Source organism: Pseudomonas sp. St386, from assembly GCF_018325865.1.
Lineage (GTDB): Bacteria > Pseudomonadota > Gammaproteobacteria > Pseudomonadales > Pseudomonadaceae > Aquipseudomonas > Aquipseudomonas brassicacearum.
The window spans coordinates 4,882,238-4,908,343 of record NZ_AP021900.1 but is presented as its reverse complement, the minus strand read 5'-3'; the positions used below and the strand labels follow the sequence as shown (position 1 = coordinate 4,908,343).

The following is a 26,106-nucleotide window of genomic DNA, read 5'->3' as shown; positions in this document are numbered from 1 at the left end:
ATTTTCCATTCACTTGGATACATCTGACCCCCATCTCGATGAGCTGGCGCAAAAGCTGCATCCCACGACCATTCGCCGGTTTTCCGACACCGGTTTTTTGGAGGGTAGGATGCGTAGCCTGGTTTTGCTGCTGGCCGTTTTGGCGCTTGGTGGCTGCATGAATGTCAGCGACATGGGAGAGGGCGTTCGTTATCACATGAGCGACGCCGGCCTGCTGGACCATAGCGACAGCCGTCGTGTGAACAACCTGCGTATTCAGCCCGACTCGTTCATCTACATCGCCCAGGGCGCCTTTGCTCCGCCAGGCAGCGCTTACCCGCGTCCCAACGTCGTGGCCGAAGAGGCCTTCAATGGCTTCATCGAATATTTCCCCATGGTCCGTCGCGCCCGCGTTCCCGAGGGCCTCGACCAGGCCATGGGTGAAGCCCGCTCCGCCGGTGCCCATTATTTGCTGTACACCCGCTTCGCCAAGGCTGACAACCGCATCGGCAACACTGACGAATGGCAGGATGAAGAAGCCTTGGATCGCCTGGGTGTCGATACCAGCGTGATTCAAATCATGTTGATCGAGACCAGCACCCAGTATTTGATTGATACTGCACGGATCAAGAGTCGTGGCGGTTTACTGACGTTGCACGACAAGCAGCCACAAGACCTCATCGCCACGCCTTTGCGTGAATATGCCCGCAGCCTGCTGGGGATGAGCGACGAATAAATAATCAGGAGTCACCATGAGCGGACCGCAAAAAGCCAATGATTTGCTGGGGCAGATCCCCAAGACCAAAGGCCTGCCGCCGGTCCACTTGTGGAATCCCGACTTCTGCGGCGACATTGACATGCGCATCGCCCGGGACGGCACCTGGTACTACCTGGGTACGCCCATCGGGCGAAAGCCGATGGTCAAGTTGTTCTCTACCATCATCCGCCGCGACGGCGATGATTACTTCCTGATTACCCCTGTGGAAAAAGTCGGCATCAAGGTCGATGACGCGCCGTTCGTGGCCGTGACCCTTGAGGTCGAAGGGCAGGGGGAAGGGCAGTTGTTGCGCTTCACCACCAATGTCGAGGAAACCACCGAGGCCGGTGCCGAGCATCCGCTGCGGGTGGTGATCGATCCCCTGACCCAGGAACCCGCGCCCTACGTGCATGTGCGCAGCAATCTCGAAGCACTGATCCATCGCAATGTGTTTTACCAACTGGTGGAGCTGGCGGTCAGCCGCGAGATCGACGGGCAGCGCTGGTTGGGCGTGTGGAGCGGCGGCGAGTTCTTCCCTATCGGCCTGGAACCGTAAACCCTGTGGGAGCGAGCTTGCTCGCGAAGGCGCCGGCGCATCCAACCTCATTCTCCACTGACCCACCGCTATCGCGAGCAGGCTCGCTCCCACAGTGGCCAAGTAAAATTCAAATTGACACCCAATCGTATGATGATTAGCGTGGGCCTCCAATAAGAGTGGCCCGCGGGGTTTTCATGTCCAGCAGTTTTCATGCATCGACCGTCGATTGGCTGGGGGGCTGGATAGCCGCCGGCCAGGTCAAGCCTGGGCAAACCATCAAGGTCGAAGCGGACTTGGGCGAGCAACTGGGCGTCAGTCGCACAGTGATTCGCGAGGCGATCAAGACCCTGGTGGCCAAAGGCATGCTGGAAGTCGGGCCGAAAGTCGGCACGCGGGTACTGCCGGTGCGGCGCTGGAATCTGTTCGACCCCCAAGTGGTTGGCTGGCTGTCACGCAGTGGCCTACCGGAAAATTTTGTCGATGACTTGCTGGACCTGCGTCGCACCATCGAGCCGATGGCGGTGCGCTGGGCCTGCGAGCGGGCCACGGCCGATCAGGTGCAGGCGATCCGCCTGGCCTACCATGCGCTGGAGCGAGCCGTGGACAGCGGTGCCGATTACAACCGTGCCGACCAGTTTTTCCATGAGTGCATCCTGGCCGCCAGCCATAATCAGTTCATCGAGCAAATGGTCCCGGCCCTCGGTGCGCTGCTGGCGGTGTCGTTCGAAGTATCGGCGGCCGACCCGGATGAACTGCGCCGCACCTTGCCCATCCACAAGGACATCGCCGACGCCATCGCCGCTCGTGACGCGGCGCGTGGCGTCTGGGCCTGCATGACCCTGATCGATAACGCTGACCTGGCCATCAAACGCTTTTACCCCAATGTCATGGCCGGTCGAACAGACGCTGCCGGACAAGCCGGGAACGGGAGGTTTCAATGAAGTGGACGGCTGTGACGGAACACCGGGCGAAGTTGGGCGAGGGGCCCTTCTGGGACGAGCCGACCCAGGCGTTGTATTGGGTCGATATCGCCGGCAAGCAGGCACTGCGGCTGATCGGCGCCAACGTACAGATCTGGCAGATGCCCGAGCATGTGTCCGCTTTCATTCCAACCCAGAGTGGCGACGCCCTGGTGACCCTGAGCAGTGGTGTCTACCGCCTCGATCTCGATTCTCCGGGCCTGGAACCGCGCCTGACGCTGCTGTGCATGGCCGATCCCCAGCCAGGCAATCGTCCCAACGAGGCCCGTTGCGATGGCCAGGGTCAACTGTGGCTCGGCACCATGCAGAACAATATCGGTGACGAAGGCGAGGACTTGCCGATCGAGCGGCGCTCCGGCGGGCTGTTTCGCGTCGCCGGTGATGGTCGGGTCATGCCCTTGCTGCGCGGGCTGGGCATTCCGAACACCTTGCTCTGGAGCCCCGATGGCACCACGGTGTATTTCGGCGATAGCCTGGATGGCACGTTGTATCGGCACTTTATCTACCCTGAGGGCAACCTGGCGCCTGCCGAAGTCTGGTTCGGCCCCCATCCCCGTGGCGGCCCGGATGGCTCGGCGATGGATGCCCGGGGCTATATCTGGAACGCCCGCTGGGACGGCAGTTGCTTGCTGCGGTTGAGCCCAGACGGCCAGGTCGATCGGGTGATCGAACTGCCTGTCAGCCGCCCGACAAGTTGTGTGTTCGGCGGCGAAGACCTCAAGACGTTGTACATCACCAGCGCGGCGAGCCCATTGGGTCATCCGCTGGACGGTGCCGTGCTGTCGATGCGTGTCGATGTGCCTGGCGTGGTGTGTACAAGGTTTGCAGGCTGAATCCCAAAATATGGGATGTAAATATATATATTGAGATTATTTGGCGGCCGGGTTTATAGTCGGCTCCATCGGCAATACGCACTCACACTAAAAAAACAAAACAGGTGAAGTGATGCAACGATCTTTCCCCGTACGCCCCGGCGGCGTACGCTGGCCACTGTTCTTTCAAGCGCCTCTGCGCCGGTCATCCGTGGATGCCCGGTTTTTGTCGTGCCCGCGCGCAGGAGGCTTGAACCATGGCTGAGCCTTTGGTCTTGCCACCCGTGCCGGAGCCACCGAAGGGCGAGCGCCTGAAAGACAAGGTCGTGCTGTTGACTGGTGCCGCCCAAGGCATTGGCGAGGCCATCGTCGCGGCGTTCGCGTCGCAACAGGCCCGGTTGGTGATCAGTGATATCCAGGCGCAGAAGGTCGAGGCGGTGGCCGCCCATTGGCGTGTACGCGGGGCCGACGTGCAAGCGCTGCAGGCCGATGTGTCGAAGCCGCAGGACTTGCAGGCCATGGCCCGGCGCGCCGTCGAGCTGCACGGTCGCATCGATGTGTTGGTCAACTGCGCCGGCGTCAATGTCTTCCGCGACCCGCTGGAAATGACCGAAGAGGACTGGCGCCGCTGCTTCGCCATCGACCTGGATGGCGCCTGGTACGGTTGCAAGGCGGTGTTGCCACAGATGATCGAGCAGGGCGTGGGCAGCATCATCAACATTGCCTCGGTCCATTCGTCCCACATCATTCCCGGCTGTTTCCCTTACCCGGTGGCCAAGCATGGCCTGCTTGGCCTGACTCGCGCCCTGGGCATCGAATACGCGCCCAAAGGGGTACGCGTCAACGCCATCGCCCCGGGTTATATCGAAACCCAACTGAACGTCGACTACTGGAACGGCTTTGCCGATCCCCATGCCGAACGCCAGCGTGCGCTGGATCTGCACCCGCCACGGCGTGTCGGGCAACCGATCGAAGTGGCAATGACGGCCGTGTTCCTGGCCAGTGACGAAGCAACGTTTATCAATGCCTCATGCATCACCATCGATGGGGGACGTTCGGTCATGTACCACGACTGAATATTCCTGGATTGCAGTGGGAAACTTCGCCTGTAATCCAATCATCATACGATATGACTATTCAGGCCTATGCTGTGTAGCAACTTGCTGTAACCGCCCAGCCTGCGCATTTCCACCGACGGTGGAGCAGAAACCTGGACGTTTGGCTTTCAATAAAAAAAACAAGGAGTCAACTATGAAACATCGTCGTGGGATCCGTTCCCTGTGTCGCGCCGCCCTGGCGGTTACCGCGGTCAGCCTCAGCAGCCACTTGCTGGCGGCCGATGCGGTAAAAATTGGTTTCCTGGTCAAGCAGGCCGAGGAGCCTTGGTTCCAGACCGAATGGGCGTTTGCCGAGAAGGCGGCCAAGGATAAAGGCTTCCAGTTGATCAAGATCGCCGTGCCCGACGGCGAGAAAACCCTTTCGGCCATCGACAGCCTTGCCGCCAACGGGGCCAAGGGCTTCGTGATCTGCCCGCCGGACGTATCCCTCGGCCCGGCCATCATGGCCAAGGCCAAGCTCAACGATCTCAAGGTGATTGCCGTGGACGACCGTTTCGTCGACGCCAGCGGCAAGTTCATGGAAGACGTGCCGTACCTGGGCATGGCCGCATTCGAGGTGGGCCAGAAACAGGGCGCCGCCATGGCTGCTGAAGCGAAAAAACGCGGCTGGGATTGGAAAGAAACCTATGCGGTGATCAACACCTACAACGAACTGGACACTGGCAAGAAGCGCACCGACGGTTCGGTCAAATCCCTTGAGGAGGCCGGTATCCCGAAAGACCACATCCTCTTCGCCGCCCTGAAAACCCTCGACGTACCCGGCAGCATGGACTCCACCAACTCGGCCCTGGTGAAACTGCCAAGCGCCGCGAAAAACCTGATTATCGGTGGCATGAATGACAACACCGTGCTGGGCGGCGTGCGCGCCACCGAAGCCGCCGGGTTCAAGGCGGCCAATGTGATCGGCATCGGCATCAACGGCACTGACGCTATCGGTGAGCTGAAAAAGCCTAACAGCGGCTTCTTCGGTTCGATGCTGCCAAGCCCGCACATCGAAGGCTACAAGACCGCCGAAATGATGTACGAGTGGATCACCACCGGCAAGGAGCCGCCGAAGTACACCGCCATGGACGAGGTGACGCTGATCACCCGGGAGAACTTCAAGCAAGAGCTGGAAAAAATCGGCCTGTGGAACTGACGGCCGGTTGATTCAAAAGCGGCCCTGGTCACATGAGTGGCGGGGTCGCTTGATCTCTGTAAGTTCGAGGTGGTTATGCAAGCGCAAACAGCGACACGGCAACACAACATCGGCGGCAGCTTGCGATTCAACGGGATCGGCAAGTCCTTTCCCGGCGTGCAGGCGCTGGCCAATATCAGTTTCGTTGCCCATCCGGGGCAGGTCCATGCCTTGATGGGTGAAAACGGCGCCGGCAAGTCCACGCTGCTCAAGATCCTGGGCGGTGCCTACATCCCGAGCAGCGGCGACTTGCAGATCGGCGAACAGACGATGGCGTTCAAAGGCACCGCTGACAGCATCGCCAGTGGTGTGGCAGTGATTCACCAGGAGCTGCACCTGGTGCCGGAAATGACCGTCGCTGAAAACCTGTTTCTCGGCCATTTGCCGGCGCGTTTCGGCCTGGTCAATCGTGGTGTACTGCGCCAGCAGGCGCTGACGCTGCTCAAGGGCCTGGCCGACGAAATCGACCCGCAGGAAAAGGTCGGGCGCCTGTCCCTCGGTCAGCGCCAACTGGTGGAAATCGCCAAGGCCTTGTCCCGTGGCGCCCACGTCATTGCTTTCGACGAACCCACCAGTAGCCTGTCGGCCCGTGAAATCGACCGTTTGATGGCGATCATCAGTCGACTGCGGGACGAGGGCAAAGTGGTGCTCTACGTCAGCCACCGCATGGAGGAGGTGTTCCGCATCTGCAATGCGGTGACGGTGTTCAAGGACGGTCGTTACGTGCGGACCTTCGAGAACATGAGCGAGTTGACCCATGATCAACTCGTCACGTGCATGGTCGGTCGCGATATCCAGGACATCTATGATTACCGTCCTCGGGAGCGCGGCGATGTGGCGCTGCAAGTGAAGGGCCTGCTGGGGCCGGGCTTGCGCGAACCGGTGAGTTTCCAGGTGCACAAGGGCGAGATCCTCGGCTTGTTCGGGCTGGTCGGCGCCGGTCGTACGGAGCTTTTTCGCTTGCTCAGTGGCCTGGAGCGCCAGCGCGAGGGCAGCCTGGTCCTGCACGGTAAGGAGCTGAAACTACGTTCTCCACGGGATGCCATCGCCGCGGGCGTTCTGCTCTGCCCGGAGGATCGCAAGAAGGAAGGCATCATCCCGTTGGGCAGTGTGGGCGAGAACATCAACATCAGTGCGCGTCCGTCTCATTCCACACTTGGCTGCCTGTTGCGTGGCGACTGGGAGCGGGGTAATGCCGACAAACAGATCAAGTCGCTGAAAGTGAAGACGCCGGCGGCCAGCCAGAAAATCATGTACCTGTCCGGCGGGAACCAGCAGAAGGCGATTCTTGGTCGCTGGCTGTCGATGCCGATGAAAGTCCTGCTGCTGGACGAGCCTACTCGTGGCATCGACATCGGCGCCAAGGCGGAGATCTACCAGATTATCCACAACCTGGCGGCCGACGGTATCGCGGTGATTGTGGTGTCCAGCGACCTGATGGAAGTGATGGGCATTTCCGACCGAATCCTGGTGCTCTGCGAAGGGGCCATGCGCGGCGAGCTGCCGCGTGACCAGGCCAACGAATCCAATCTGCTGCAACTGGCGCTGCCGCGCCAACGCGTTGCCGACGCGGCGAACTGAGAGGTAAATCATGACCATTCAAAACAATGCACTGCCAACGGCACGCAAACCCCTGGACCTGCGCCGTTTCCTGGATGACTGGGTCATGCTGCTGGCGGCCATCGGCATCTTCGTGCTCTGCACCCTGATGATCGACAACTTCCTGTCGCCGCTGAACATGCGCGGGCTGGGCCTGGCGATTTCCACCACCGGCATCGCGGCCTGCACCATGTTGTATTGCCTGGCGTCCGGGCACTTCGACTTGTCGGTCGGTTCGGTGATTGCCTGTGCCGGCGTGGTCGCGGCGGTGGTGATGCGCGACACCAACAGCGTGTTCCTCGGCGTCAGTGCGGCGCTGGTGATGGGGCTGATCGTGGGCCTGATCAACGGCATCGTCATCGCCAAGCTGCGGGTCAATGCCTTGATCACCACACTGGCGACAATGCAGATCGTTCGCGGCCTGGCCTACATCTTTGCCAACGGCAAAGCGGTGGGGGTGTCGCAGGAATCGTTCTTCGTGTTCGGCAACGGCCAATTGTTCGGCGTACCGGTGCCGATCCTGATCACCATCGCCTGCTTCCTGTTTTTCGGCTGGCTGCTGAACTACACCACCTACGGGCGCAACACCATGGCCATCGGTGGCAACCAGGAAGCGGCGTTGTTGGCGGGGGTGAACGTTGATCGCACCAAGATCATCATCTTCGCCGTGCATGGTGTGATCGGCGCCCTGGCCGGGGTGATCCTGGCATCGCGCATGACCTCGGGCCAACCGATGATCGGCCAGGGCTTCGAACTGACCGTGATCTCGGCTTGCGTGCTGGGTGGGGTGTCATTGAGCGGTGGCATCGGCATGATTCGCCACGTCATTGCAGGCGTGCTGATTTTGGCGATCATCGAAAACGCGATGAACCTGAAGAACATCGACACCTTCTACCAATACGTCATCCGCGGCTCGATCCTGCTGCTGGCGGTGGTGATCGACCGCTTGAAACAACGCTGAACCCTGCAGCAACCGGGCCGGCCGCTTTCGCGAGCAGGCTCGCTCCCACAGGATTTTGTGCCAGGGCTCAGAACCCCGGCACAGCGCAGATCCAATGTGGGAGCGGGCTTGCTCGCGAAGGCGTTCTCCCAGACGCCGACAATCACCCCGCCTTGCGCAACGCCTCAACCAATTCCTGCTTACGCATCTTCGAGCGCCCGGGAATGTTTTTCGCCCGGGCCTCCTTCATCAAGCTGTCCACTGTCTGGGTCGCGTGGGAGGCTTTACTGGTGCGCGGGTGACCTTCGCGGGTCTTGGCGGCGCGCCGGGCCGATTCCTTGCGGTCGGTTTTCTTGGCCGTCGCCGGTTTTTCCTTGCCAGAACCACCGGAGCGTTCGCCACCACCGGACTGTTTGTTCACGGTCGCCCAGGCGCGTGCCTCGGCTTCGTTCTCGGACACACCTTTTTTCTCGTAGCTTTTTTCAATGTGTGCGGCCTTGCGCTTTTGTTCGGCGGTGTATTTGTCTTTGCTTCCACGAGGCATGGGATGTTCCTCCTCAAATGTCTGAGCAGAGGCTACTGGCTGGCGGCGCCACCTTCGGAGCCCGAACCACCGGTCGTGGTTTTCGAGCCCACCCCGGTGTCGGCGTTATCAGGCGCTGTCGAGTCCGGTGTATTCATGCCGCCCTGACGACCCGTGTCATTACCCTGCACACGCGGATCGGTGCCGGTGGCGGGTGGCTGGCCATTGTTCAGGCCACTGCCGGTGCCGTCGGTGTTCAGCTTGGGCAGGCCTTCGGTTGCGGGAGAGTTGGGCGCCTGTACCGGGTCGGTCGGCCCGGTGCCGGAGGTCGAAGCCGCGAAAGCCACCGACGACAGCAGCGCGGCGAAGGTGAATGCGGTCAGCCTTTTAGTGATCATGAGTGTCGCCTCCATTTTTCAGAATGCTTACCTGATCTTGGGCCTCGCTGGATTTGAGTTTGTGCCTCGGGCGCGACGAATGGTCTAACCGTCGAGTCCGGCCTCTTCCATGAATTGCTCCATGAAGCTTTTCAGTTTTTCGTGACGGATCAGCGCCATGTGTTGCCCGGTGGCAGTCTGGAAACCGTCGGCCAGGTGCAACAATTTGGTCTGGAAATGATCGAGGCAGAAACGTCGATCATCGTAATCCCGGGACTTGGCCTGCGGATCCTGAGGGTCATAGAGTGCACTGCCCATGCGTCCGGCTACATAGAATGTGCGGGCCACCCCGAGCAGGCCCAATGAGTCGAGGCGGTCGGCGTCCTGGAGAATTTTGGCTTCGAGTGTGATCGCTGCGATATTGGCCGAAAAACTGTGAGCCTCGATGGCATGGGCAACGGCGCTGATTTTTTCGTCTGGCCAGTTCAGTGTCGACAACAGTGTCGATGCCTTATCCGCTGCCAAGCGAGAGGCCTGGGCGCGCAGCGGTGAATTTTTTTCCACCGCCACGCAGTCATGCAGCAGCGTTGCCGCCAGCAGGATAAGCAGGTCACCGCCTTCATGACGGTGGAGCAAGCGTACGTTGTGCCAGACCCGTTGCAGGTGTGACAGATCGTGAGCGCCATCCTCCGATGGCTCCAATGCGTGAGGCAGCAGCTGGGCAGCGACGGTTTGAAAAGGTGCAAAGGCGGCAGCGGTCATGACAGATCCTTTGTATGTCGGTACTTCGAGGGTTCGTGGACGATGTTCATTTTCATATGTGACGAGCGCCCCGTGGCGGCTTAGTATGGCGCTTTCAATTGGCTACAAGGCCTGTTCATGTCCATCGAGATCCGTCCTGCGCAACCCAGCGATGCGCCTCAAATCCTTGCCTTCATCACCGAGTTGGCCGATTACGAAAAGGCCCGCCACGAAGTCATCGCCAGTGTGGCGGACATCGAGCGCAGCCTGTTCAGCGAGGGCGCAACGGCCCACGGGTTGATCTGCCTGCGTGATGGCGTGCCGATTGGCTTCGCGGTGTTTTTCTTCAGTTATTCCACTTGGCTGGGCAGCAACTGCCTGTACCTCGAAGACCTGTACATCACGCCTGACCAGCGCGGTGGCGGGGCGGGCAAGACGTTGCTGCGCCATTTGGCGAAAGTTGCCTGTGACAACGATTGCGGGCGCTTCGAATGGAGCGTGCTGGACTGGAACACGCCGGCCATCGAGTTCTACAAATCCCTCGGCGCGCAACCACAGGAAGAGTGGGTGCGCTACCGAATGGACGGCAAGGTGCTACGGGATTTTGCTAACGGCAACTGAGCATTTCATGAGTGCGCGGCGCACGCGTACTCGGCAAACCCCGGGCGCTGCTCAAGGCGTTTGCAATAGGCGGCCACCGCAGGATAGTCCGGGCGTTCCATGGGCGCCTGGCGCCAGCGGTGCACCGACAAGCCGATGAGCACATCCGCAAGGGAAAACGCCGTACCGGCCACATAGGCGCCGGTGCGGTTCAATTGCTGTTCCAGCAAACCCATCTTCTCGTTCCAGCCTTTGATGCCGGCGGCGATGCGTTGCGGGTCCTGGAAGTCCGGATTCTTGCGTACCAGGGCGTGGAATGCGTAGCCCCATGACGGGTTGAGCTCTGTGGCTTGCCAGTCCATCCACTGCTCGACACGCGCCCGTGCGGCGGGTTCGACAGGCAGCAGGTCGCTGCGCCCATGCTTGCCCACCAGGTAACGGCAAATGGTATTGGACTCCCAGAGCACACCGTTCTCATCAATGATCACCGGCACCTGGGCATTGGGATTCAGGGCGAGGAAATCCGGATCCTGGGTCGAAGAAAAACCAATGCCCCAGTCTTCGCGCTCGTAGGCGATTTCCAGTTCCTGGCAGGTCCACAGCACTTTTCTGACGTTGATCGAGGAAGTGCGGCCGAGGATTTTCAGCTGTTGTCCCATTACTTTTTCCCTGAGTTGTTTGGCGTCCGATCAGAAACGTAGCAGGGTCTTGGGCGGATGGCGATTGGCTTTGTGGTGGATATGAAGAATCCCAATATATGGGAGAGATATTTATATATTGAGATTTTGCTGCGCCCAGGTTTATAGTCCGTTCCACTCACTGCCAAAAAACAGAACAGGTGAAGCGGATGCAGGCGCAATTGATCGCGCTCGATTGGGGGACCACCTCATTACGGGCTTACAAACTCGCAGCCGGTGGCGAGGTGCTCGAGCAGCGCTCGCTGTCATCGGGGATCATGCAGTTGCCTTCCGGGCCGCGAACCGTGGCCGGCCGGGTGTGCATCGACGGTTTCGAACTGGCCTTCGACGAAGCCTGCGGCGACTGGCTCGATGCTCAGCCAGGCTTGCCTGTCATCGCCTGTGGCATGGTCGGCAGTGCTCAAGGCTGGCGTGAAGCGCCTTACTGCGACACACCCGCCAACGTCGCCAATCTCGGACATTCCCTACGAACCGTTCGCAGCCTTCGCGGTGTCGATGTGCACATCGTGCCGGGCGTGATTCAGCGTTCACGCTTGCCCAATGTCATGCGCGGCGAAGAAACCCAAGTGCTCGGCGCCTTGCACAGCCTGCCGGACGAAGCGGTGCTGATCGGCTTGCCCGGCAGTCATTCGAAATGGGTGGAAGTGGCCGATGGCTGCATCGTGCATTTCGACACCTTCATGACCGGCGAGATCTTCGCCGTGCTCAGTGACCACAGCATTCTCGGCCGCACCCAGCAACGGAGTACGACCTTCGATGGCGTGGCCTTTGATCGTGGCGTACAGGTGGCGTTGTCGGTGGATGGCCAGATCGGTCCGTTGTCCACGGTGTTCAGTGCCCGCAGCCTGGGCTTGACCGGCGAACTGGAGGCCAGCGCCCAGGCCGATTACCTTTCGGGCCTGCTGATCGGCCATGAGCTGACGGCGCTGGCCGAGGTGCAGCGTCGGCGACGCGACAGCCTCCACCTGCCGACGGTGGTGCTGATCGGCAACTCCCAACTCTGTGTCCGTTATCAACGGGCCCTCGACGCCTGCGGCTTCGCCCGGGTGGTCCTGGCCGAACAGGCCACCGAACGCGGTTTGTGGCAACTGGCCGTAGCGGCCGGGTTGCTCGATTCAACCGCCCCCTGAACCTGACTGGAGGTCTGACATGCTCACACAAGCACTGGCGCACAACGGGCTGATCGCGATCCTGCGTGGTCTGCGTCCCGAAGAGGCGGCGGCCATCGGCGAAGCCCTGTACAGCGCCGGATTTCGCGTCATCGAAGTACCGCTCAATTCCCCCGAACCGTACGAAAGCATCCGCATCCTGCGCAGTACCTTGCCCGCCGATTGCCTGATCGGTGCCGGTACCGTGCTCACGCCGGAACAGGTCGAGCAGGTGAAAGCCGCTGGCGGCCAAGTGATCGTCATGCCCCACAGCGATCCGAAGGTGCTGCGTGCGGCGAAAGCGGCGGGCTTGTACCTGTCGCCAGGCGTCGCCACGCCCACCGAAGCCTTTGCCGCGCTGGCCGAAGGCGCCCATGTACTGAAGATGTTCCCCGCCGAGCAAATGGGCCCGGCGGTGGTCAAGGCCTGGCTCGCGGTGCTGCCGGCCGGGACCGTGCTGGTGCCGGTGGGCGGGATTACCCCGGACAACATGGCGGTGTTCGTCGAAGCCGGCGTCAAGGGTTTCGGCCTTGGTTCCGGGCTGTTCAAGCCGGGCCTGACAGCGGATGAAGTGGCGGTGCGCGCCAAGGCCTACGTGGCCGCATGGAACGCCTTGAACTGAAGACTTTTCCAGCGCCCCGTGCGCTGCATCTGACAAGAGAGACAACAAGATGAAAATCACCAAGCTGACCACGTTTATCGTTCCGCCGCGCTGGTGCTTCCTCAAGGTCGAGACCGACGAGGGCGTGACCGGTTGGGGCGAGCCCGTGGTCGAAGGCCGTGCCCACACGGTGGCGGCGGCTGTCGAGGAATTGTCCGACTACCTGATCGGCAAAGACCCACGCAACATCGAAGACATCTGGACCGTGCTCTATCGTGGCGGCTTCTACCGCGGCGGGGCCATTCACATGAGCGCCCTGGCCGGCATCGACCAGGCGCTGTGGGACATCAAGGGCAAGGCCCTGGGCGTGTCGGTCAGCGACCTGCTGGGCGGCCAGGTGCGCGACAAGATCCGTGTGTATTCGTGGATCGGCGGCGACCGGCCGGCCGACACCGCTCGCGCGGCGAAAGAAGCCGTGGCGCGGGGCTTCACCGCTGTGAAGATGAACGGCACCGAAGAGCTGCAGTTTCTCGACACCTTTGAAAAAGTCGACCTGGCCCTGGCCAACGTCGCGGCGGTGCGGGACGCGGTGGGGCCGAACGTCGGCATTGGCGTGGACTTCCACGGCCGGGTGCACAAGCCGATGGCCAAGGTACTGATGAAGGAACTCGATCCCTACAAGCTGATGTTCATCGAAGAGCCGGTGCTCAGCGAAAACTACGAAGCCCTCAAGGAGTTGGCGCCGCTGACCAGCACCCCGATCGCTCTGGGCGAGCGCTTGTTCTCGCGCTGGGACTTCAAACGTGTACTCAGCGAAGGCTACGTGGACATCATTCAGCCGGATGCATCCCACGCCGGGGGTATCACCGAGACCCGCAAGATCGCCAACATGGCCGAGGCCTATGACGTGGCGCTGGCGCTGCACTGCCCGCTGGGCCCGATCGCCCTGGCGGCGTGCCTGCAACTGGACGCGGTCTGCTACAACGCCTTCATCCAGGAACAGAGCCTGGGCATCCACTACAACGAGAGCAACGACCTGCTGGATTACATCAAGGATCCGCAGGTGTTCGACTACGACAAGGGCTTTGTGAAGATCCCGAACGGCCCGGGCCTGGGCATTGAGATCAACGAGGAATACGTCATCGAACGCGCGGCCATCGGCCACCGCTGGCGCAACCCGATCTGGCGCCATGCCGATGGCAGTTTTGCCGAGTGGTGAGTCACGCCTGATCACTCTGATAGGAATCCTTTCAGGAGCAAAAGACTCCTGTGGAGCAAGGGGTTCTGTGGGAGCAAGGCTTGCCCGCGATGAAGTCGATGCGTTTTCCAGGCAGACCGGGTCATCGTTCATCGCGGGCAAGCCTTGCTCCCACAGGGTCTTGCTCAATCCTTGCCGTATTCGACAAACATAAAAAGAGGCACCTCACATGCAAGCGCACACCCTGAGCGCGCAGGCGTCGTTGGTGACGCCCAGCCGCAAGCGTTTTTTCATCATGGTCCTGCTGTTCATCACCGTGGTGATCAATTACCTGGACCGCAGCAACCTCTCGATCGCCGCTCCCGCACTGACCAGCGACCTGGGCATCGATCCAATCCACGTCGGGCTGATTTTCTCGGCATTCGGCTGGACCTACGCCGCCATGCAGATCCCTGGTGGTTGGTTGGTGGACCGGGTGCCGCCGCGGATTCTGTATAGCGTGGCGTTGCTGTTGTGGTCGGTGGCCACGGTAATGCTGGGTTTTGCCGCCAGTTTCATCGCGCTGTTCGTACTGCGCATGGCGGTTGGTGCCCTGGAAGCGCCGGCTTATCCGATCAACAGCCGCGTGGTCACCACCTGGTTTCCTGAGCGCGAGCGAGCCACGGCCATCGGTTTCTATACCTCCGGGCAATTTGTCGGGCTGGCCTTCTTGACCCCGGTATTAGCCTGGCTGCAACACGCCTTCGGTTGGCACATGGTGTTTGTCGCCACGGGCGCGGTGGGCATTATCTGGGCGGCGATCTGGTACGCGGTGTATCGCGAACCGCGGGATTTCAAAGGTGCCAACGCCGCCGAAATCGAACTGATCCGCGAAGGCGGCGGGCTGGTGGATATCCAGGCCGATACCGCCAAGGTCAAGGCCAAATTCAGCTGGACCGACCTGGGGATTGTCCTGACCCAACGCAAGTTGTGGGGCATTTACCTGGGGCAGTTCTGCCTCAACTCCACGCTGTGGTTTTTCCTGACCTGGTTCCCGACCTACCTGGTGAAATATCGCGGCATGGACTTCATCAAGTCCGGCCTACTGGCGTCCCTGCCATTTCTCGCGGCGTTTGTCGGCGTGCTGTGCTCCGGGTTCTTCTCCGACTGGCTGATTCGCCGCGGCGCCACCGTGGGGTTTGCACGCAAGCTGCCGATCATTGGCGGGTTGCTGATCTCGACCTCGATCATCGGCGCCAACTTCGTCGAGTCGACGCCGCTGGTGATTGCCTTCCTGGCCTTGGCGTTCTTCGGCAATGGCCTGGCGTCGATCACCTGGTCGCTGGTCTCCACACTGGCGCCGGCGCGACTGCTCGGGTTGACCGGTGGGGTGTTCAACTTCATCGGCAACCTGGCGGCCATCGCCACGCCGATCGTCATTGGCTTTCTCGCCAGCGGCGATTCGTTTGCCCCGGCCATCACCTATATCTCTGTCCTGGCACTGGCTGGCGCGCTGTCCTACATCCTGCTGGTCGGGAAGGTCGAGCGCATCGAGTTGTAGTCCGACGGGGCGGGCGACCATAATGCCGCCCGTTCCCCGCTCACTGTTGAAGGCCGGCTATGCAGCAAGACGATCCAAAAATCACCAAGGACGCCGCACCTACGGGCACGCAGACATTGTTGCGTGGCCTGGGGGTGGTCCAGGCGGTCGCCAGCGGCGCCCGTGACTTGAAGGAAATCGCCCGGCTGATCGGCACCACCCGCAGCACCACCCATCGCCTGGCCAGTTGCCTGGTGGATGAGCGTTACCTGCGCGTGGTGCCGCAAGTGGGCTACCTGCTGGGGCCGAAATTGATCGAGCTGGGTTTTCAGGCCCGGGAAGAGTTGCCACTGGTGAGCCTGGCGGGGCCGTACCTGGACGAGCTGTCGGCGCTTACCGGGGACACCGTTCACTTGGCGATTCGCGAAGGTGACGAAGTCTTGTACCTGCTGAAGAATCCGGGGCGCAACGGCCCGGAAATGCGCTCGCGCGTAGGCCATCGGATGCCGTTGGCGCGCACTGGGATCGGCAAGGCGCTGATGCTCGATGACTCGCAGGAACAATGGAAGCGGCTGTATGAAATCAGCCTGCCAGCCGGTGGGAAGAATCAATTCTGGCCCCAGCATCAGGAGCAATCCTGGGAACAGTTCCAGCAACGGATGGTGGAGTATGTGGCGGGGGGCTATGCCTTCGACCTGGAAGACAACGAACCGTCGATTCGCTGTGTGGCGGCGCCGATCCGTGACGCCGGCAAGCGCATTGTTGCCGGCATCAGCATCGCCAGCACCGTGCCGTACATGCCGCTGGAAAAGATGGCCGAGCTGATTCCCCTGGTCAAAGGGGTCACAGCCCGGTTGTCGGCGGAACTGGGCGCCAAGGTTTGACGAACGTCAGGCCTTGAGCGTGGCCATGTCGATGACAAAGCGGTATTTCACATCCCCGGCGATCATGCGGCTGTAGGCCTCGTTGATCTGGCGGATGTCGAGCATTTCAATGTCGCAGCTGATGTTGTGTTCGGCGCAGAAATCCAGCACTTCCTGGGTTTCGGCGATACCGCCAATCAACGAACCGGCCAGGACCCGACGGCCCATGATCAATTTTGCCGCGTGTACCGGCGGATCGATCGGCTCGACCAGACCTACCAGGATGTGCACTCCGTCGAAACGCAGCGTGTCGAGGTAGGGATTGAGGTCGTGCTGTACCGGAATGGTGTCCAGCAGGAAGTGGAATCGTCCGGCTGCTGCGGCCATCTGTTCGGCGTCGGTGGATACGATCACATGGTCCGCGCCCTGGCGACGGGCTTCTTCGGCCTTGCTCGCCGAGCGGGTGAACAACGTGACTTCTGCGCCCAAGGCCTTGGCGAACTTGATGCCCATGTGGCCCAGGCCGCCCATGCCCAGCACGCCAACCTTGTCGCCAGCCTTCACGCCATAGTGCTTGAGGGGCGAGTAGGTGGTGATGCCTGCGCAGAGAAGTGGTGCGGCGCTGGCCGGGTCGAGTGCTGCCGGAATGCGCAGCACAAAGTGTTCGTTGACCACGATGCTGTTGGAGTAACCGCCCATGGTGTGGCCGCCGCTCACACGGTCCGGGCTGGCGTAGGTCTGGGTCATGCCTTCGAAACAGTATTGCTCCAAGTCAGCGCGGCAGGCTTCGCATTCGCGGCAGGAGTCGACCATGCAGCCTACGCCCACCAGGTCGCCAACCTTGTAGCGGGTGACGTCCGCGCCGACGGCGGTGACTTTGCCGATGATTTCGTGGCCGGGCATCAGCGGGTAAACGGCGATGCCCCATTCGTTGCGGGCCTGGTGGATGTCGGAATGGCAGACGCCGCAGTAGAGAATGTCGATCGCCACATCGTCGGCTCGCGGGCTGCGACGCTCGAATTTCATGGGGGCGAGGGGAGTGGTGGCCGACTGGGCGGCATATCCGATGGCTGTGTACATGATGGACCTCGCTAAGCAATGAACGTTGAGGGTTTCATTCTGGGAGTCCCGGCGACAGGTGGCGATGGCGATTCCTCCGCCTGTCATGCCTAATCCTCCGGTCTTGGCCAGGATCTGATCCTATGTGACGCCAGACCTGCGATGATGGTTTCATCCCTTTTTTCGTGAAGTTTTCGCCCATGTTGTTGACCCGCCATCTCGATGCCAACGCTACGCTGGTTTCATTGATAGAACCCTTGGCGACCCGCGACGGTTTCGTCCCGACGCCACTGCCCGGCGTACATGCGCTTCGGGCCAGCCAGGACGTCGCCCGTGGCCCGCAGCTCTACGAGCCGAGCCTGGTGATCATCGCCCAGGGCAGCAAACTGGCGTACCTGGGACCGCGCACACTGGAATATGGCGCCGGGCACTATCTGATCCAGGCCTTGCCGGTGCCGTTCGAGTGCGAAACCTACGCCATGCCCAATGCTCCGCTGTTTGGGGTTTCCGTTGCGATCGATCGGGCGATGCTGGGGGAGTTGGTACTGGCCATGGGGCTGGTGCCGGGGCGGAACCTGGCGCCCCAGACGCCGGAATCAATGACCTGCGCAGTGCTCGATGACGCCATGCGTGGGTGTGTCGAACGCTTGTTGCGTTGCTTGCACGACCCACTGGAATGCCAGGTCATGGGCCAGGCGCGGCTGCGGGAGTTGTTGTTCGTCGCGTTGCGCGGGCCCCAGGCCGATGTGCTGCGGGCGCTGGTGGAGCAGCAAGGCCAATTCGCCCGGATTGCCGCGGCCCTGGGCCATTTGCATGCGCACTTCACCGAGCCGCTGAACGTCGAGACCTTGGCCAGTTGCGCGAACATGAGCGCCTCGACCTTTCATGAGCATTTCAAGCGCAGCACCTTGCTGTCGCCAGTGCAGTACCTCAAGCGCTTGCGCCTGCTCAAGGCCCAGCGGCTGCTGCTCACCGAGGGCATGGGCGTGGCCCAGGTCGCGCACCAGGTGGGGTATCAGAGCTCGTCGCAGTTCAGTCGGGAGTACAAGCGCTACTTCGAGCGCAACCCTGGGGAAGAGCGCGCCGCTTGATCCACTGATATCACCCCCTGTGGGAGCGAACTGTGGTACTGCTTGGATGGCAGGCAACAAAAAGGCCCCCATTACGGGAGCCTTGATGTTCAGCGCAATGGCTTACATGTTCGGGTAAGTCGGTCCGCCAGCGCCTTCCGGCGACACCCAAGTGATGTTCTGCGAAGGGTCCTTGATGTCACAGGTCTTGCAGTGCACGCAGTTCTGGGCGTTGATCTGGAAGCGTTTCTCGCCGTCTTCCTTGGTCACCACTTCGTACACGCCGGCCGGGCAGTAGCGCTGGGCCGGTTCGTCGTACAACGGCAGGTTCTTGCTGATCGGGATGCTCGGGTCGGTCAGCTTCAGGTGGCAGGGCTGTTCTTCTTCGTGGTTGGTACCGGAGATGAACACCGAGCTGAGTTTGTCGAAGCTGATCTTGCCGTCCGGTTTCGGGTAGTCGATTTTCTTGCAATCGGCTGCCAGCTTGAGGCAGGCGTAGTCGGGCTTGGTGTCGTGCAGGGTGAACGGCATTTTGCCGCCAAGGATGTTCTGGTCGAACCAGTTGAAGCCGCCACCGATGATCGCGCCGTATTTGTGGATCGCTGCACCGAAGTTGCGGCTGGCGAACAGCTCTTCATACAGCCAACTGCTCTTGAAGCTGTCGACGTAGGCGGTCAGTTCATCACCGCCTTCGGACTCGGCGAACAGGCGATCGGCCACGGCGTCGGCGGCAAGCATGCCGGACTTCATGGCGGTGTGGCTGCCCTTGATCTTGGCGAAGTTCAGGGTGCCGAGGTCGCAACCGATCAGCGCGCCGCCCTTGAAGACCATTTTCGGCAGCGAGTTCAGGCCGCCCTTGCAGATGGCACGGGCGCCATAGCTGACACGCTTGCCACCTTCCAGGTACTGCTTGAGCACCGGGTGATGCTTGAGGCGCTGGAACTCGTCGAACGGCGACAGGAAAGTGTTGCTGTAGGACAGGTCGACGATCAGGCCGACCACCACCTGATTGTTTTCCAGGTGATAGAGGAAGGAACCGCCGGTGTTCTCGGTGCCCATGATGTCCAGCGGCCAGCCGGCGGTGTGCACCACCAGGCCAGGTTGATGCTTGGCCGGGTCGATTTCCCAGATTTCCTTCAGGCCGATGCCGTAGTGCTGGGCGTCGGCCTCGCTGTCCAGGTTGAAGCGCTTGATCAGTTGCTTGCCGATGTGGCCGCGGCAGCCTTCGGCGAACAGCGTGTATTTGCCACGCAGTTCCATGCCAGGGGTGTACAGGCCTTCCTTCGGATTGCCTTCGCGGTCGACGCCCAGGTCGCCGGTGATGATCCCGCGCACCACGCCGTTCTCGTCGAACAGCGCTTCCTGGGCGGCGAAACCCGGGTAGATTTCCACGCCCAGGTTCTCGGCCTGCTGGGCCAGCCAGCGGCACAGGTTGCCCAGGGAAATAATATAGTTGCCTTCGTTGTGCATGGTCTTGGGCACAAAGAAGTCAGGGATTTTGCTCGCGGCCTCGGCGTTTCTCAGGACATAAATGTCATCACGCACGACGGGCGTGTTCAACGGGGCGCCGAGTTCTTTCCAGTCCGGGAACAGTTCGTTCAGGGCGCGGGGCTCGAACACCGCACCGGAGAGGATGTGCGCACCGACCTCGGAGCCTTTTTCGACCACGCAGACGCTGATTTCCTTACCGGCTTCGGCGGCCTTCTGTTTCAGTCGGCAAGCGGCAGACAGGCCAGCGGGGCCGGCACCGACGATGACCACGTCGAATTCCATGTATTCGCGTTCCACAGGGCTATCTCCTACTCAAGGCTCACAGTTTTTTCTAATTGGAGGTTTGGCGTTGCATCCGTTGTTTCCTTCGCGAAAAGCGACGAAAGCGACAATGGATGAAACGCGTGTCTCTCTTAAGCGGCGCATTATATCTACACCACTCTCAGGGTCCAATACAAACGTTTGTTTGAAATTGCCGCAGCCCAGATAAATCACTGACGTACGGCTTATGACTGACCATTTTGCCGTATTGACCGGAATAGGCGTTCCGGTCAAGATACGGGCGGTTTTGCGCTCGCCGTAGGCTGACTGTTGGTTTCAAGAGCACCTCTAAAGACAGGGCGAAGGCAGCACAAAGTGACGCATTGCGTGGTTCTGACGCGCAGTTTACACGCCGCGATAATGAATGACTCATCGGTCATCACTGACGAATGGTCTTCACTCCCGTGAGCTGGGTCATGTGTGGTTCATGCCGGCGTTTTTAGAGGTGCCCTTGCGCCCATGAGCATCAACCGCCAGGTTCGCCTAGGCGACTTTTTTTCACCGGAGAGTAACGAGGAATCCATGAAGGTTCTTGTAGCTGTCAAACGAGTGGTCGACTATAACGTCAAGGTTCGCGTCAAGGCGGACAACTCCGGCGTCGACCTCGCCAACGTCAAGATGTCGATGAACCCTTTCTGCGAAATCGCCGTAGAAGAAGCCGTACGCCTGAAGGAAAAAGGCGTGGCGACTGAGATCGTCGTCGTCTCCATCGGCCCGACCACCGCCCAGGAACAACTGCGCACCGCGCTGGCACTGGGTGCCGATCGCGCCATCCTCGTCGAATCCGCCGAAGAGCTGACCTCCCTGGCCGTGGCCAAGCTGCTCAAGGCCGTTGTCGACAAGGAACAGCCATCGCTGGTGATCCTCGGCAAGCAGGCCATCGACAGCGACAACAACCAGACCGGCCAGATGCTCGCTGCATTGAGCGGCTACGGTCAGGGCACCTTCGCGTCCAAGGTCGAAGTGTCCGGCGACAGCGTTGCCGTGACCCGCGAGATCGACGGCGGCGCGCAGACCGTTTCCCTGAAACTGCCGGCCATCGTCACCACCGACCTGCGTTTGAACGAGCCGCGCTATGCGTCTCTGCCAAACATCATGAAAGCCAAGAAGAAGCCGCTTGAAGTGCTGACGCCTGACGCTTTGGGCGTTTCCACCGCCTCCACCAACAAGACCCTCAAGGTCGAAGCGCCGGCTGCACGCAGCGCGGGCATCAAGGTCAAGTCGGTGGCTGAACTGGTCGAGAAACTGAAAAACGAAGCGAAGGTGATCTGATCATGACTATCCTCGTAATCGCCGAACACGATAACAAGGCGCTGGCTCCAGCCACGCTGAACACCGTTGCTGCTGCCGCTAAAATCGGTGGCGATATTCACGTGCTGGTAGCGGGTCAGGGCGCTGGCGCCGTGGCTGAAGCCGCTGCGAAAATCGCTGGCGTGGCCAAAGTGCTGTCGGCTGACAACGCTGCCTACGCACACCAACTGCCGGAAAACGTTGCGCCGCTGGTAGCCGAGCTGGGCAAGGGCTACAGCCACATCCTGGCTGCCGCTACCTCCAACGGCAAGAACATCCTGCCACGCGTGGCCGCTGCACTGGACGTCGACCAGATCTCCGAGATCATCTCGGTAGAAAGCGCCGACACCTTCAAGCGTCCGATCTACGCCGGCAACGCCATTGCCACCGTGCAATCGACCGCTGCGGTCAAGGTCATCACCGTCCGCGCCACCGGTTTCGACCCGGTTGCCGCCGAAGGTGGCTCGGCTGCCGTTGAAGCCGTAGGCGCTGCCCACGACGCCGGCATCTCCAGCTTCGTCAACGAAGAACTGGCCAAGTCCGATCGTCCTGAGCTGACTGCCGCCAAGATCGTCGTTTCCGGCGGCCGTGGCATGCAGAACGGTGACAACTTCAAGCACCTGTACGCCCTGGCCGACAAGCTCGGTGCCGCCGTCGGTGCTTCCCGCGCCGCGGTCGACGCCGGTTTCGTGCCCAACGACATGCAGGTCGGCCAGACCGGCAAGATCGTTGCGCCACAGCTGTATATCGCCGTCGGTATCTCCGGCGCGATCCAGCACTTGGCCGGCATGAAAGACTCCAAGGTGATCGTTGCGATCAACAAGGACGAAGAAGCGCCGATCTTCCAAGTGGCCGACTACGGCCTGGTGGCGGACTTGTTCGAAGCCATCCCTGAGTTGGAGAAGCTGGTCTAATCCGGCGTCTTCACTTATAAAGAGCCCGGCCCTTTGGCCGGGCTTTTTATTTCCGCATCAGAGGAGCGTATTGCCATGGATCTGCGTCGTTTGGCCGGCTGGTCGTTGCTGTGGACGTTGGCGCTCGTGCCAGGCCTGTCTGTCGCCGCCGGCAAATGTGAACGACTGATCGCCACCGGCAGCCCGGATGCACCACCCTATCTCTGGCAGGACCCTCAGGACCCCAAGCACTTGATTGGCGCCGGCGCCGACCTGCTGGCGCAGGTCGGGCAAGAACTGGGGATCAAGATCGAACTGCTGTATGCCGGCAAGCGCGTCCAGGCGTTGGACGAAGTGCGCAGTGGACGCATGGACCTGCTCACCGACGCGCCACTGACCGTTACCGGGCTTGAAGTGCTGGATTACGTTCATCCGCCCTTGCTCGAAAACGATTACCTGGTCTGGACCCGCAAGGATTCGACGCTGGTCATCGACCAGCCCGCAGACCTTCACGGTCATCCCGGGGCTTTGTCAGAAAAGGCCCGCATGACCCAGGAATTCGGCGTCTTTGCCGAGCGGCAATTGTCCCTGGTACGCACGCCCAACCTGACCCAGGCCTTTCAGAAACTGCTGCTGGGCGAGGTGGAATATGTCCTGGCGGGGCGCTACGCGGGCCTGGCAATGGCGCAGACACTGGGGATGGCCAATGACCTGCAAGCCGCACCGCAACCGGTGGACAAACCCGGGCTGTTCCTCGCGATTTCCCATAACTCCGCCTGCAATGACCCATGGTTACGCGGACAGCTGGCGCAAAAGATGACAGAATTGGCCGCGTCCGGCCTGGCGGAGGCTGTGTTGCAACGCAATCTCGAGCGGTGGAATACACAGTTGCAGCCATCTGTCAGCGCCCCAAAACAGTAGGGAACATTAGTGACTATTCGACCTCTTTTCGCTGCCCTGGCCGTTCTGGCTCTGGCGGGTTGCGCAGCCGATCCGGCGCCGAATGAACAGATCCGCCTGACTGAACAGGCACTGGAGCAAGCCCGGGCCGTTGGCGCTACTGCCGATGAAGTGCCCGAATTGAAACTGGCTGAAGAAAAATTCGCCCGCGCCAAATCCAACATGGCCGACGAATCCTACAAGAAGGCGCGCATGCGGGCCGAACAGGCCGAACTCGACGCCCGCCTGGCCGAAGCGAAGGTGCTGACCCTCAAGAGCCAGGAGCAACTGAACGTGCTCGACACCCGCATCAAGCGCTTGCGCAAACAATTGAGGGAGGATGCCCAATGAAGCACTCCCACGTATTGGGCGGCCTGGTGCTCGCCGGCCTGGCGAGCTTGTATGGCTGCGCCGGCCAGCGCAGCGAAGCGGCGCTCGAGCAGGCCAGCACCGACTTCCAGAAGGTCAAGGAAGACGCCAACGTATTGCGTGCCGCACCCCGGGACGTGATCCGCGCTGGCGAATCCCTGGCCCGTGCCGATCGTTTGTCCAGCTACTGGGGCAGCGGTGAGGATGTGCAGCATTACGCCTACCTGAGCCAGCGCTACAGTGCGATTGCCCGGGAGCACAGCAACCAGGTGCTCAACGAAGAGCGTGCCGCCAAGCTCGAACTGGAACGCCAGCGCCTGCAATTGGCCCTGCGTGAATCCAAGTTGCTGAGCGTGCAGCAGCAGGGCAAATGGCTTGAAGAACAGATCATGGCGATGGCGACCACACAAACCGATCGCGGTCTGGTGATGACCCTGGGTGACGTGCTGTTCGACACCGGCGAAGCGGAACTGAAGAACTCGGCCAACCGGGTCGTGCTCAAAATCGTGCAGTTCCTGCAGCTCAACCCCAAGCGCGTGGTCCGTATCGAGGGGTACACCGACAGCACCGGCGGCAAGCAGGAAAACCTCAAGTTGTCTCGCGACCGAGCGCAAGCGGTGGCGGATGTGCTGGTGGATCTGGGGGTAGACGAAAAGCGTATCCAGGTTGAAGGCTACGGTGACCAATACCCGGTGGACGTCAACGCCTCCGAGCGTGGCCGGGCACAGAACCGTCGCGTTGAAATTGTGTTCTCCGACGAAAAAGGCCAGCTCGGCGCCGCCCGCTAAGGGCTGCGTCACTGGAAAACCCGGCCCCTGTAAAAGGCGCCGGGTTTTTTTGGCCCTGCAATCGATGCACGATGGGTACAGTTAGAGCTGTCACTCCACTGTACTGTCGAGTAATCTGGCAACTGTCCCAGTACACTTCTAAACTGTTCCGGTATCGTTTCCGACAAGAATAAAATGCCCGTGAAATCGAGTGCTGCGTCATGACCAACCTTCTGCTCTATCAACGTATTGCTCAACAGCTGGCTGAAGACATCCGGCGCGGTGTGTATCAGCCCGGTGAGCGCGTACCGTCGGTGCGCAAGATGAGCTCGCAGCTCAACGTCAGCCATGCCACGGTGCTGCAGGCCTACGCCAACCTTGAAGACCAGGGGCTGATTCGCGCGCGGCCGCAGTCGGGCTACTACGTGCACCAGACGCCGGCCCTGACGGCACCGACGCCGGACATTGCCCGGGTTGAGCGTCCGGGGCTGGTGACACGCAGCAGTATCATCCAGCAAATATTGGTCGAGTCGCGCCGCGAAGGGGTGTTTCCCCTGGGGGCTGCGGTGCCGAGCGTCGACTATCTGCCTGTCCGGGCTCTGCATCAGCAGTTGGCCAAGGTCACGCGCTTCCACAGCCCGCGGGCGTTCAGCTACATGTTCAGCCCGGGGTTCGAGCCGTTGCGTCGCCAAGTGGCGATTCGCATGCGCGATGCCGGCGTCGTGGTGGACCCTTCCGAGGTGGTGATCACCCACGGCTGCGTCGATGCGCTGCAGATGTCCTTGCGTGTGCTGACGCGGCCGGGGGATTTGATCGCCGCCGAGTCGCCGACCTATTACGGCTTGCTGCAACTGGCGGATCTGTTGGGCCTCAAGGTTATCGAGATCCCCAGCGACCCGGTCACTGGCATGAGTCTGGAGGCCTTGCAGCTGGCGGCCAACCAGTGGTCGATCAAGGCGCTGGTGCTGACCACGCGCCTGAGCAATCCTCTCGGCGGCACCATGCCGGAAGAGCGGCAAAAGCAACTGCTGCGCCTGGCGTCGGACTTCGACATCCAGATCGTCGAGGACGATATCTATGGCGAGTTGATGTTCGAGCAGGGGCGCACCAAGGCCCTCAAGGCCTACGACCGGCTGGACCGGGTCATCTACTGTTCGAGTTTTTCCAAGACGTTGTCGCCGGGTGTGCGCATCGGCTGGATGATCGCGGGGAAATTCCAACAGGAAATCCAGCGGCTCCAGACCTTCAGCACGCACTCGGCGTGCAGCGTCACGCAGATGGGCATTGCCGCGTACCTGGAAAACGGCGGCTATGACCGGCACTTGCGCTATATCCGCCAGGAATACCGCAAGAACCTCAGCGCCTTTCAGCTGGCGGTGCAGCAGTACTTCCCCGAAGGCACGCAGATGAGCCGTCCCACTGGAGGCTTCATCCTGTGGGTCAGCCTGCCGGGGCGGGTCAATACCCAGGAGTTGCATGTGCGGGCGTTGCAACAGGGCATCAGTATCGCGCCAGGGCTGATTTTCAGTAATACCGAGCAGTTCAACCACTGCATTCGCTTGAACTGCGGCATACCCTGGAACCGGGAGGCGGAACGGGCCTTGATGACGCTGGGGCTGTTGGCCACTCAATTGTGCCAGGAGACGGTCAACGGATTTCTTTAGATATCAGCGACTTGGCTCGATGTGCTTGTCAGCGCCTCATTATCAGGCGAGCATGGGGGTCTCTGCCGTCAATGC

At 61.0% G+C, this 26,106-nt stretch carries 27 protein-coding genes; 21 read left to right on the top strand and 6 right to left on the bottom strand.

Annotated features, from left to right (window positions below; translation table 11 throughout):
• The first annotated feature begins 109 nt into the window (after positions 1–109).
• From KI235_RS21580 to araH, 8 genes are all read left to right on the top strand, one after another.
• Complete coding sequence (locus KI235_RS21580) at positions 110–715, top strand: DUF4823 domain-containing protein (protein ID WP_003204236.1); 606 nt, start codon at positions 110–112, stop codon at positions 713–715.
• 16 nt (positions 716–731) lie between these two features.
• Positions 732–1,292, top strand: coding sequence for a DUF1285 domain-containing protein (locus tag KI235_RS21575; RefSeq protein WP_003204235.1), 561 nt, complete (start codon positions 732–734; stop codon positions 1,290–1,292).
• Between the two features lie 176 nt (positions 1,293–1,468).
• Positions 1,469–2,215, top strand: a complete 747-nt coding sequence (locus KI235_RS21570; RefSeq protein ID WP_003204233.1) for a FadR/GntR family transcriptional regulator — start codon at positions 1,469–1,471, stop codon at positions 2,213–2,215.
• Positions 2,212–3,087, top strand: coding sequence for an SMP-30/gluconolactonase/LRE family protein (locus KI235_RS21565; protein ID WP_027911488.1), 876 nt, complete (start codon positions 2,212–2,214; stop codon positions 3,085–3,087). Before KI235_RS21570 ends, KI235_RS21565 begins: the two co-directional genes overlap by 4 nt.
• 236 nt (positions 3,088–3,323) lie before the next feature.
• Positions 3,324–4,142 carry an SDR family oxidoreductase gene (locus KI235_RS21560; RefSeq protein ID WP_027911487.1) on the top strand — a complete coding sequence of 273 codons (819 nt, stop codon included), beginning with the start codon at positions 3,324–3,326 and terminating at the stop codon, positions 4,140–4,142.
• Between the two features lie 175 nt (positions 4,143–4,317).
• Positions 4,318–5,322, top strand: coding sequence for a substrate-binding domain-containing protein (locus tag KI235_RS21555; RefSeq protein ID WP_003204227.1), 1,005 nt, complete (start codon positions 4,318–4,320; stop codon positions 5,320–5,322).
• A 75-nt stretch (positions 5,323–5,397) separates the two neighbouring features.
• Positions 5,398–6,942, top strand: a complete 1,545-nt coding sequence (araG, locus tag KI235_RS21550; protein ID WP_003204225.1) for an L-arabinose ABC transporter ATP-binding protein AraG — start codon at positions 5,398–5,400, stop codon at positions 6,940–6,942.
• 10 nt (positions 6,943–6,952) lie between these two features.
• Positions 6,953–7,921, top strand: a complete 969-nt coding sequence (araH, locus tag KI235_RS21545) for an L-arabinose ABC transporter permease AraH (protein WP_003204223.1) — start codon at positions 6,953–6,955, stop codon at positions 7,919–7,921.
• A 142-nt stretch (positions 7,922–8,063) separates the two neighbouring features.
• Here the strand turns inward: araH and KI235_RS21540 are convergent, their stop codons facing one another.
• From KI235_RS21540 to KI235_RS21530, 3 genes are all read right to left on the bottom strand, one after another.
• Positions 8,064–8,444, bottom strand: a complete 381-nt coding sequence (locus KI235_RS21540; RefSeq protein ID WP_003204221.1) for a Rho termination factor N-terminal domain-containing protein — start codon at positions 8,442–8,444, stop codon at positions 8,064–8,066.
• 32 nt (positions 8,445–8,476) lie between these two features.
• A complete protein-coding gene (locus KI235_RS21535) occupies positions 8,477–8,821 on the bottom strand; it encodes a hypothetical protein (protein WP_003204218.1) in 345 nt (114 codons plus the stop codon).
• Between the two features lie 84 nt (positions 8,822–8,905).
• Positions 8,906–9,562: an HD domain-containing protein gene (locus KI235_RS21530; RefSeq protein ID WP_013693987.1), complete on the bottom strand. Its 657-nt coding sequence runs from the start codon at positions 9,560–9,562 to the stop codon at positions 8,906–8,908.
• A 117-nt stretch (positions 9,563–9,679) separates the two neighbouring features.
• On the opposite strand from KI235_RS21530, the gene KI235_RS21525 reads away from it, so the two are divergent.
• Positions 9,680–10,162 carry a GNAT family N-acetyltransferase gene (locus KI235_RS21525; protein WP_003204214.1) on the top strand — a complete coding sequence of 161 codons (483 nt, stop codon included), beginning with the start codon at positions 9,680–9,682 and terminating at the stop codon, positions 10,160–10,162.
• Between the two features lie 5 nt (positions 10,163–10,167).
• Here the strand turns inward: KI235_RS21525 and KI235_RS21520 are convergent, their stop codons facing one another.
• On the bottom strand, positions 10,168–10,800 hold the full coding sequence (locus tag KI235_RS21520) for a glutathione S-transferase family protein (RefSeq protein WP_003204212.1): 633 nt from the start codon (positions 10,798–10,800) through the stop codon (positions 10,168–10,170).
• 188 nt (positions 10,801–10,988) lie between these two features.
• Here KI235_RS21520 and KI235_RS21515 point away from each other — a divergent pair, with 188 nt between their 5' ends.
• The 5 genes from KI235_RS21515 to KI235_RS21495 all read left to right on the top strand — a co-directional run bounded on the left by KI235_RS21515 (position 10,989) and on the right by KI235_RS21495 (position 16,189).
• A complete protein-coding gene (locus KI235_RS21515) occupies positions 10,989–11,969 on the top strand; it encodes a 2-dehydro-3-deoxygalactonokinase (RefSeq protein ID WP_003204210.1) in 981 nt (326 codons plus the stop codon).
• Positions 11,970–11,988: 19 nt separating this feature from the next.
• Positions 11,989–12,609, top strand: a complete 621-nt coding sequence (locus tag KI235_RS21510; protein WP_212795290.1) for a 2-dehydro-3-deoxy-6-phosphogalactonate aldolase — start codon at positions 11,989–11,991, stop codon at positions 12,607–12,609.
• A gap of 49 nt (positions 12,610–12,658) precedes the next feature.
• Positions 12,659–13,807 (top strand): galactonate dehydratase, encoded by a 1,149-nt coding sequence (gene dgoD / locus KI235_RS21505; RefSeq protein ID WP_003179439.1) that lies wholly within the window; start codon positions 12,659–12,661, stop codon positions 13,805–13,807.
• Between the two features lie 208 nt (positions 13,808–14,015).
• Positions 14,016–15,326 (top strand): MFS transporter, encoded by a 1,311-nt coding sequence (locus tag KI235_RS21500; protein ID WP_003204206.1) that lies wholly within the window; start codon positions 14,016–14,018, stop codon positions 15,324–15,326.
• A 59-nt stretch (positions 15,327–15,385) separates the two neighbouring features.
• A complete protein-coding gene (locus tag KI235_RS21495) occupies positions 15,386–16,189 on the top strand; it encodes an IclR family transcriptional regulator (protein ID WP_013693986.1) in 804 nt (267 codons plus the stop codon).
• 6 nt (positions 16,190–16,195) lie between these two features.
• Here the strand turns inward: KI235_RS21495 and KI235_RS21490 are convergent, their stop codons facing one another.
• Entirely contained in the window at positions 16,196–17,248 is a 1,053-nt protein-coding gene (locus KI235_RS21490) for an NAD(P)-dependent alcohol dehydrogenase (protein ID WP_003204202.1), read from the bottom strand.
• Between the two features lie 179 nt (positions 17,249–17,427).
• Between KI235_RS21490 and KI235_RS21485 the strand changes: the two genes are divergently transcribed.
• Positions 17,428–18,318 carry an AraC family transcriptional regulator gene (locus KI235_RS21485; RefSeq protein ID WP_003204200.1) on the top strand — a complete coding sequence of 297 codons (891 nt, stop codon included), beginning with the start codon at positions 17,428–17,430 and terminating at the stop codon, positions 18,316–18,318.
• 102 nt (positions 18,319–18,420) lie between these two features.
• Here the strand turns inward: KI235_RS21485 and KI235_RS21480 are convergent, their stop codons facing one another.
• The gene (locus KI235_RS21480; RefSeq protein WP_003204198.1) at positions 18,421–20,085 is read right to left on the bottom strand and encodes an electron transfer flavoprotein-ubiquinone oxidoreductase; all 1,665 of its coding nucleotides are present in this window, start codon (positions 20,083–20,085) and stop codon (positions 18,421–18,423) included.
• Positions 20,086–20,631: 546 nt separating this feature from the next.
• Between KI235_RS21480 and KI235_RS21475 the strand changes: the two genes are divergently transcribed.
• From KI235_RS21475 to KI235_RS21450, 6 genes are all read left to right on the top strand, one after another.
• On the top strand, positions 20,632–21,381 hold the full coding sequence (locus KI235_RS21475; RefSeq protein ID WP_003204196.1) for an electron transfer flavoprotein subunit beta/FixA family protein: 750 nt from the start codon (positions 20,632–20,634) through the stop codon (positions 21,379–21,381).
• 2 nt (positions 21,382–21,383) lie between these two features.
• Positions 21,384–22,313 (top strand): FAD-binding protein, encoded by a 930-nt coding sequence (locus KI235_RS21470; RefSeq protein ID WP_003204194.1) that lies wholly within the window; start codon positions 21,384–21,386, stop codon positions 22,311–22,313.
• A 75-nt stretch (positions 22,314–22,388) separates the two neighbouring features.
• Positions 22,389–23,213, top strand: a complete 825-nt coding sequence (locus KI235_RS21465; RefSeq protein ID WP_039013642.1) for a transporter substrate-binding domain-containing protein — start codon at positions 22,389–22,391, stop codon at positions 23,211–23,213.
• 9 nt (positions 23,214–23,222) lie between these two features.
• Positions 23,223–23,582, top strand: coding sequence for a DUF4398 domain-containing protein (locus tag KI235_RS21460; protein WP_003204190.1), 360 nt, complete (start codon positions 23,223–23,225; stop codon positions 23,580–23,582).
• On the top strand, positions 23,579–24,388 hold the full coding sequence (locus tag KI235_RS21455; protein WP_003204188.1) for an OmpA family protein: 810 nt from the start codon (positions 23,579–23,581) through the stop codon (positions 24,386–24,388). Before KI235_RS21460 ends, KI235_RS21455 begins: the two co-directional genes overlap by 4 nt.
• Positions 24,389–24,588: 200 nt before the next feature.
• The gene (locus KI235_RS21450) at positions 24,589–26,031 is read left to right on the top strand and encodes a PLP-dependent aminotransferase family protein (protein WP_013693983.1); all 1,443 of its coding nucleotides are present in this window, start codon (positions 24,589–24,591) and stop codon (positions 26,029–26,031) included.
• Positions 26,032–26,106: the final 75 nt, after the last annotated feature.

What these genes read in the sequence shown, in the direction of transcription:
- KI235_RS21580 (WP_003204236.1), top strand. Translation starts at nt 110, where the DNA reads ATGCGTAGCCTGGTTTTGCTGCTGGCCGTTTTGGCGCTTGGTGGCTGC.
- KI235_RS21575 (WP_003204235.1), top strand. Translation starts at nt 732, where the DNA reads ATGAGCGGACCGCAAAAAGCCAATGATTTGCTGGGGCAGATCCCCAAG.
- KI235_RS21570 (WP_003204233.1), top strand. Translation starts at nt 1,469, where the DNA reads ATGTCCAGCAGTTTTCATGCATCGACCGTCGATTGGCTGGGGGGCTGG.
- KI235_RS21565 (WP_027911488.1), top strand. Translation starts at nt 2,212, where the DNA reads ATGAAGTGGACGGCTGTGACGGAACACCGGGCGAAGTTGGGCGAGGGG.
- KI235_RS21560 (WP_027911487.1), top strand. Translation starts at nt 3,324, where the DNA reads ATGGCTGAGCCTTTGGTCTTGCCACCCGTGCCGGAGCCACCGAAGGGC.
- KI235_RS21555 (WP_003204227.1), top strand. Translation starts at nt 4,318, where the DNA reads ATGAAACATCGTCGTGGGATCCGTTCCCTGTGTCGCGCCGCCCTGGCG.
- araG (WP_003204225.1), top strand. Translation starts at nt 5,398, where the DNA reads ATGCAAGCGCAAACAGCGACACGGCAACACAACATCGGCGGCAGCTTG.
- araH (WP_003204223.1), top strand. Translation starts at nt 6,953, where the DNA reads ATGACCATTCAAAACAATGCACTGCCAACGGCACGCAAACCCCTGGAC.
- KI235_RS21540 (WP_003204221.1), bottom strand. Translation starts at nt 8,444, where the DNA reads ATGCCTCGTGGAAGCAAAGACAAATACACCGCCGAACAAAAGCGCAAG.
- KI235_RS21535 (WP_003204218.1), bottom strand. Translation starts at nt 8,821, where the DNA reads ATGATCACTAAAAGGCTGACCGCATTCACCTTCGCCGCGCTGCTGTCG.
- KI235_RS21530 (WP_013693987.1), bottom strand. Translation starts at nt 9,562, where the DNA reads ATGACCGCTGCCGCCTTTGCACCTTTTCAAACCGTCGCTGCCCAGCTG.
- KI235_RS21525 (WP_003204214.1), top strand. Translation starts at nt 9,680, where the DNA reads ATGTCCATCGAGATCCGTCCTGCGCAACCCAGCGATGCGCCTCAAATC.
- KI235_RS21520 (WP_003204212.1), bottom strand. Translation starts at nt 10,800, where the DNA reads ATGGGACAACAGCTGAAAATCCTCGGCCGCACTTCCTCGATCAACGTC.
- KI235_RS21515 (WP_003204210.1), top strand. Translation starts at nt 10,989, where the DNA reads ATGCAGGCGCAATTGATCGCGCTCGATTGGGGGACCACCTCATTACGG.
- KI235_RS21510 (WP_212795290.1), top strand. Translation starts at nt 11,989, where the DNA reads ATGCTCACACAAGCACTGGCGCACAACGGGCTGATCGCGATCCTGCGT.
- dgoD (WP_003179439.1), top strand. Translation starts at nt 12,659, where the DNA reads ATGAAAATCACCAAGCTGACCACGTTTATCGTTCCGCCGCGCTGGTGC.
- KI235_RS21500 (WP_003204206.1), top strand. Translation starts at nt 14,016, where the DNA reads ATGCAAGCGCACACCCTGAGCGCGCAGGCGTCGTTGGTGACGCCCAGC.
- KI235_RS21495 (WP_013693986.1), top strand. Translation starts at nt 15,386, where the DNA reads ATGCAGCAAGACGATCCAAAAATCACCAAGGACGCCGCACCTACGGGC.
- KI235_RS21490 (WP_003204202.1), bottom strand. Translation starts at nt 17,248, where the DNA reads ATGTACACAGCCATCGGATATGCCGCCCAGTCGGCCACCACTCCCCTC.
- KI235_RS21485 (WP_003204200.1), top strand. Translation starts at nt 17,428, where the DNA reads ATGTTGTTGACCCGCCATCTCGATGCCAACGCTACGCTGGTTTCATTG.
- KI235_RS21475 (WP_003204196.1), top strand. Translation starts at nt 20,632, where the DNA reads ATGAAGGTTCTTGTAGCTGTCAAACGAGTGGTCGACTATAACGTCAAG.
- KI235_RS21470 (WP_003204194.1), top strand. Translation starts at nt 21,384, where the DNA reads ATGACTATCCTCGTAATCGCCGAACACGATAACAAGGCGCTGGCTCCA.
- KI235_RS21465 (WP_039013642.1), top strand. Translation starts at nt 22,389, where the DNA reads ATGGATCTGCGTCGTTTGGCCGGCTGGTCGTTGCTGTGGACGTTGGCG.
- KI235_RS21455 (WP_003204188.1), top strand. Translation starts at nt 23,579, where the DNA reads ATGAAGCACTCCCACGTATTGGGCGGCCTGGTGCTCGCCGGCCTGGCG.
- KI235_RS21450 (WP_013693983.1), top strand. Translation starts at nt 24,589, where the DNA reads ATGACCAACCTTCTGCTCTATCAACGTATTGCTCAACAGCTGGCTGAA.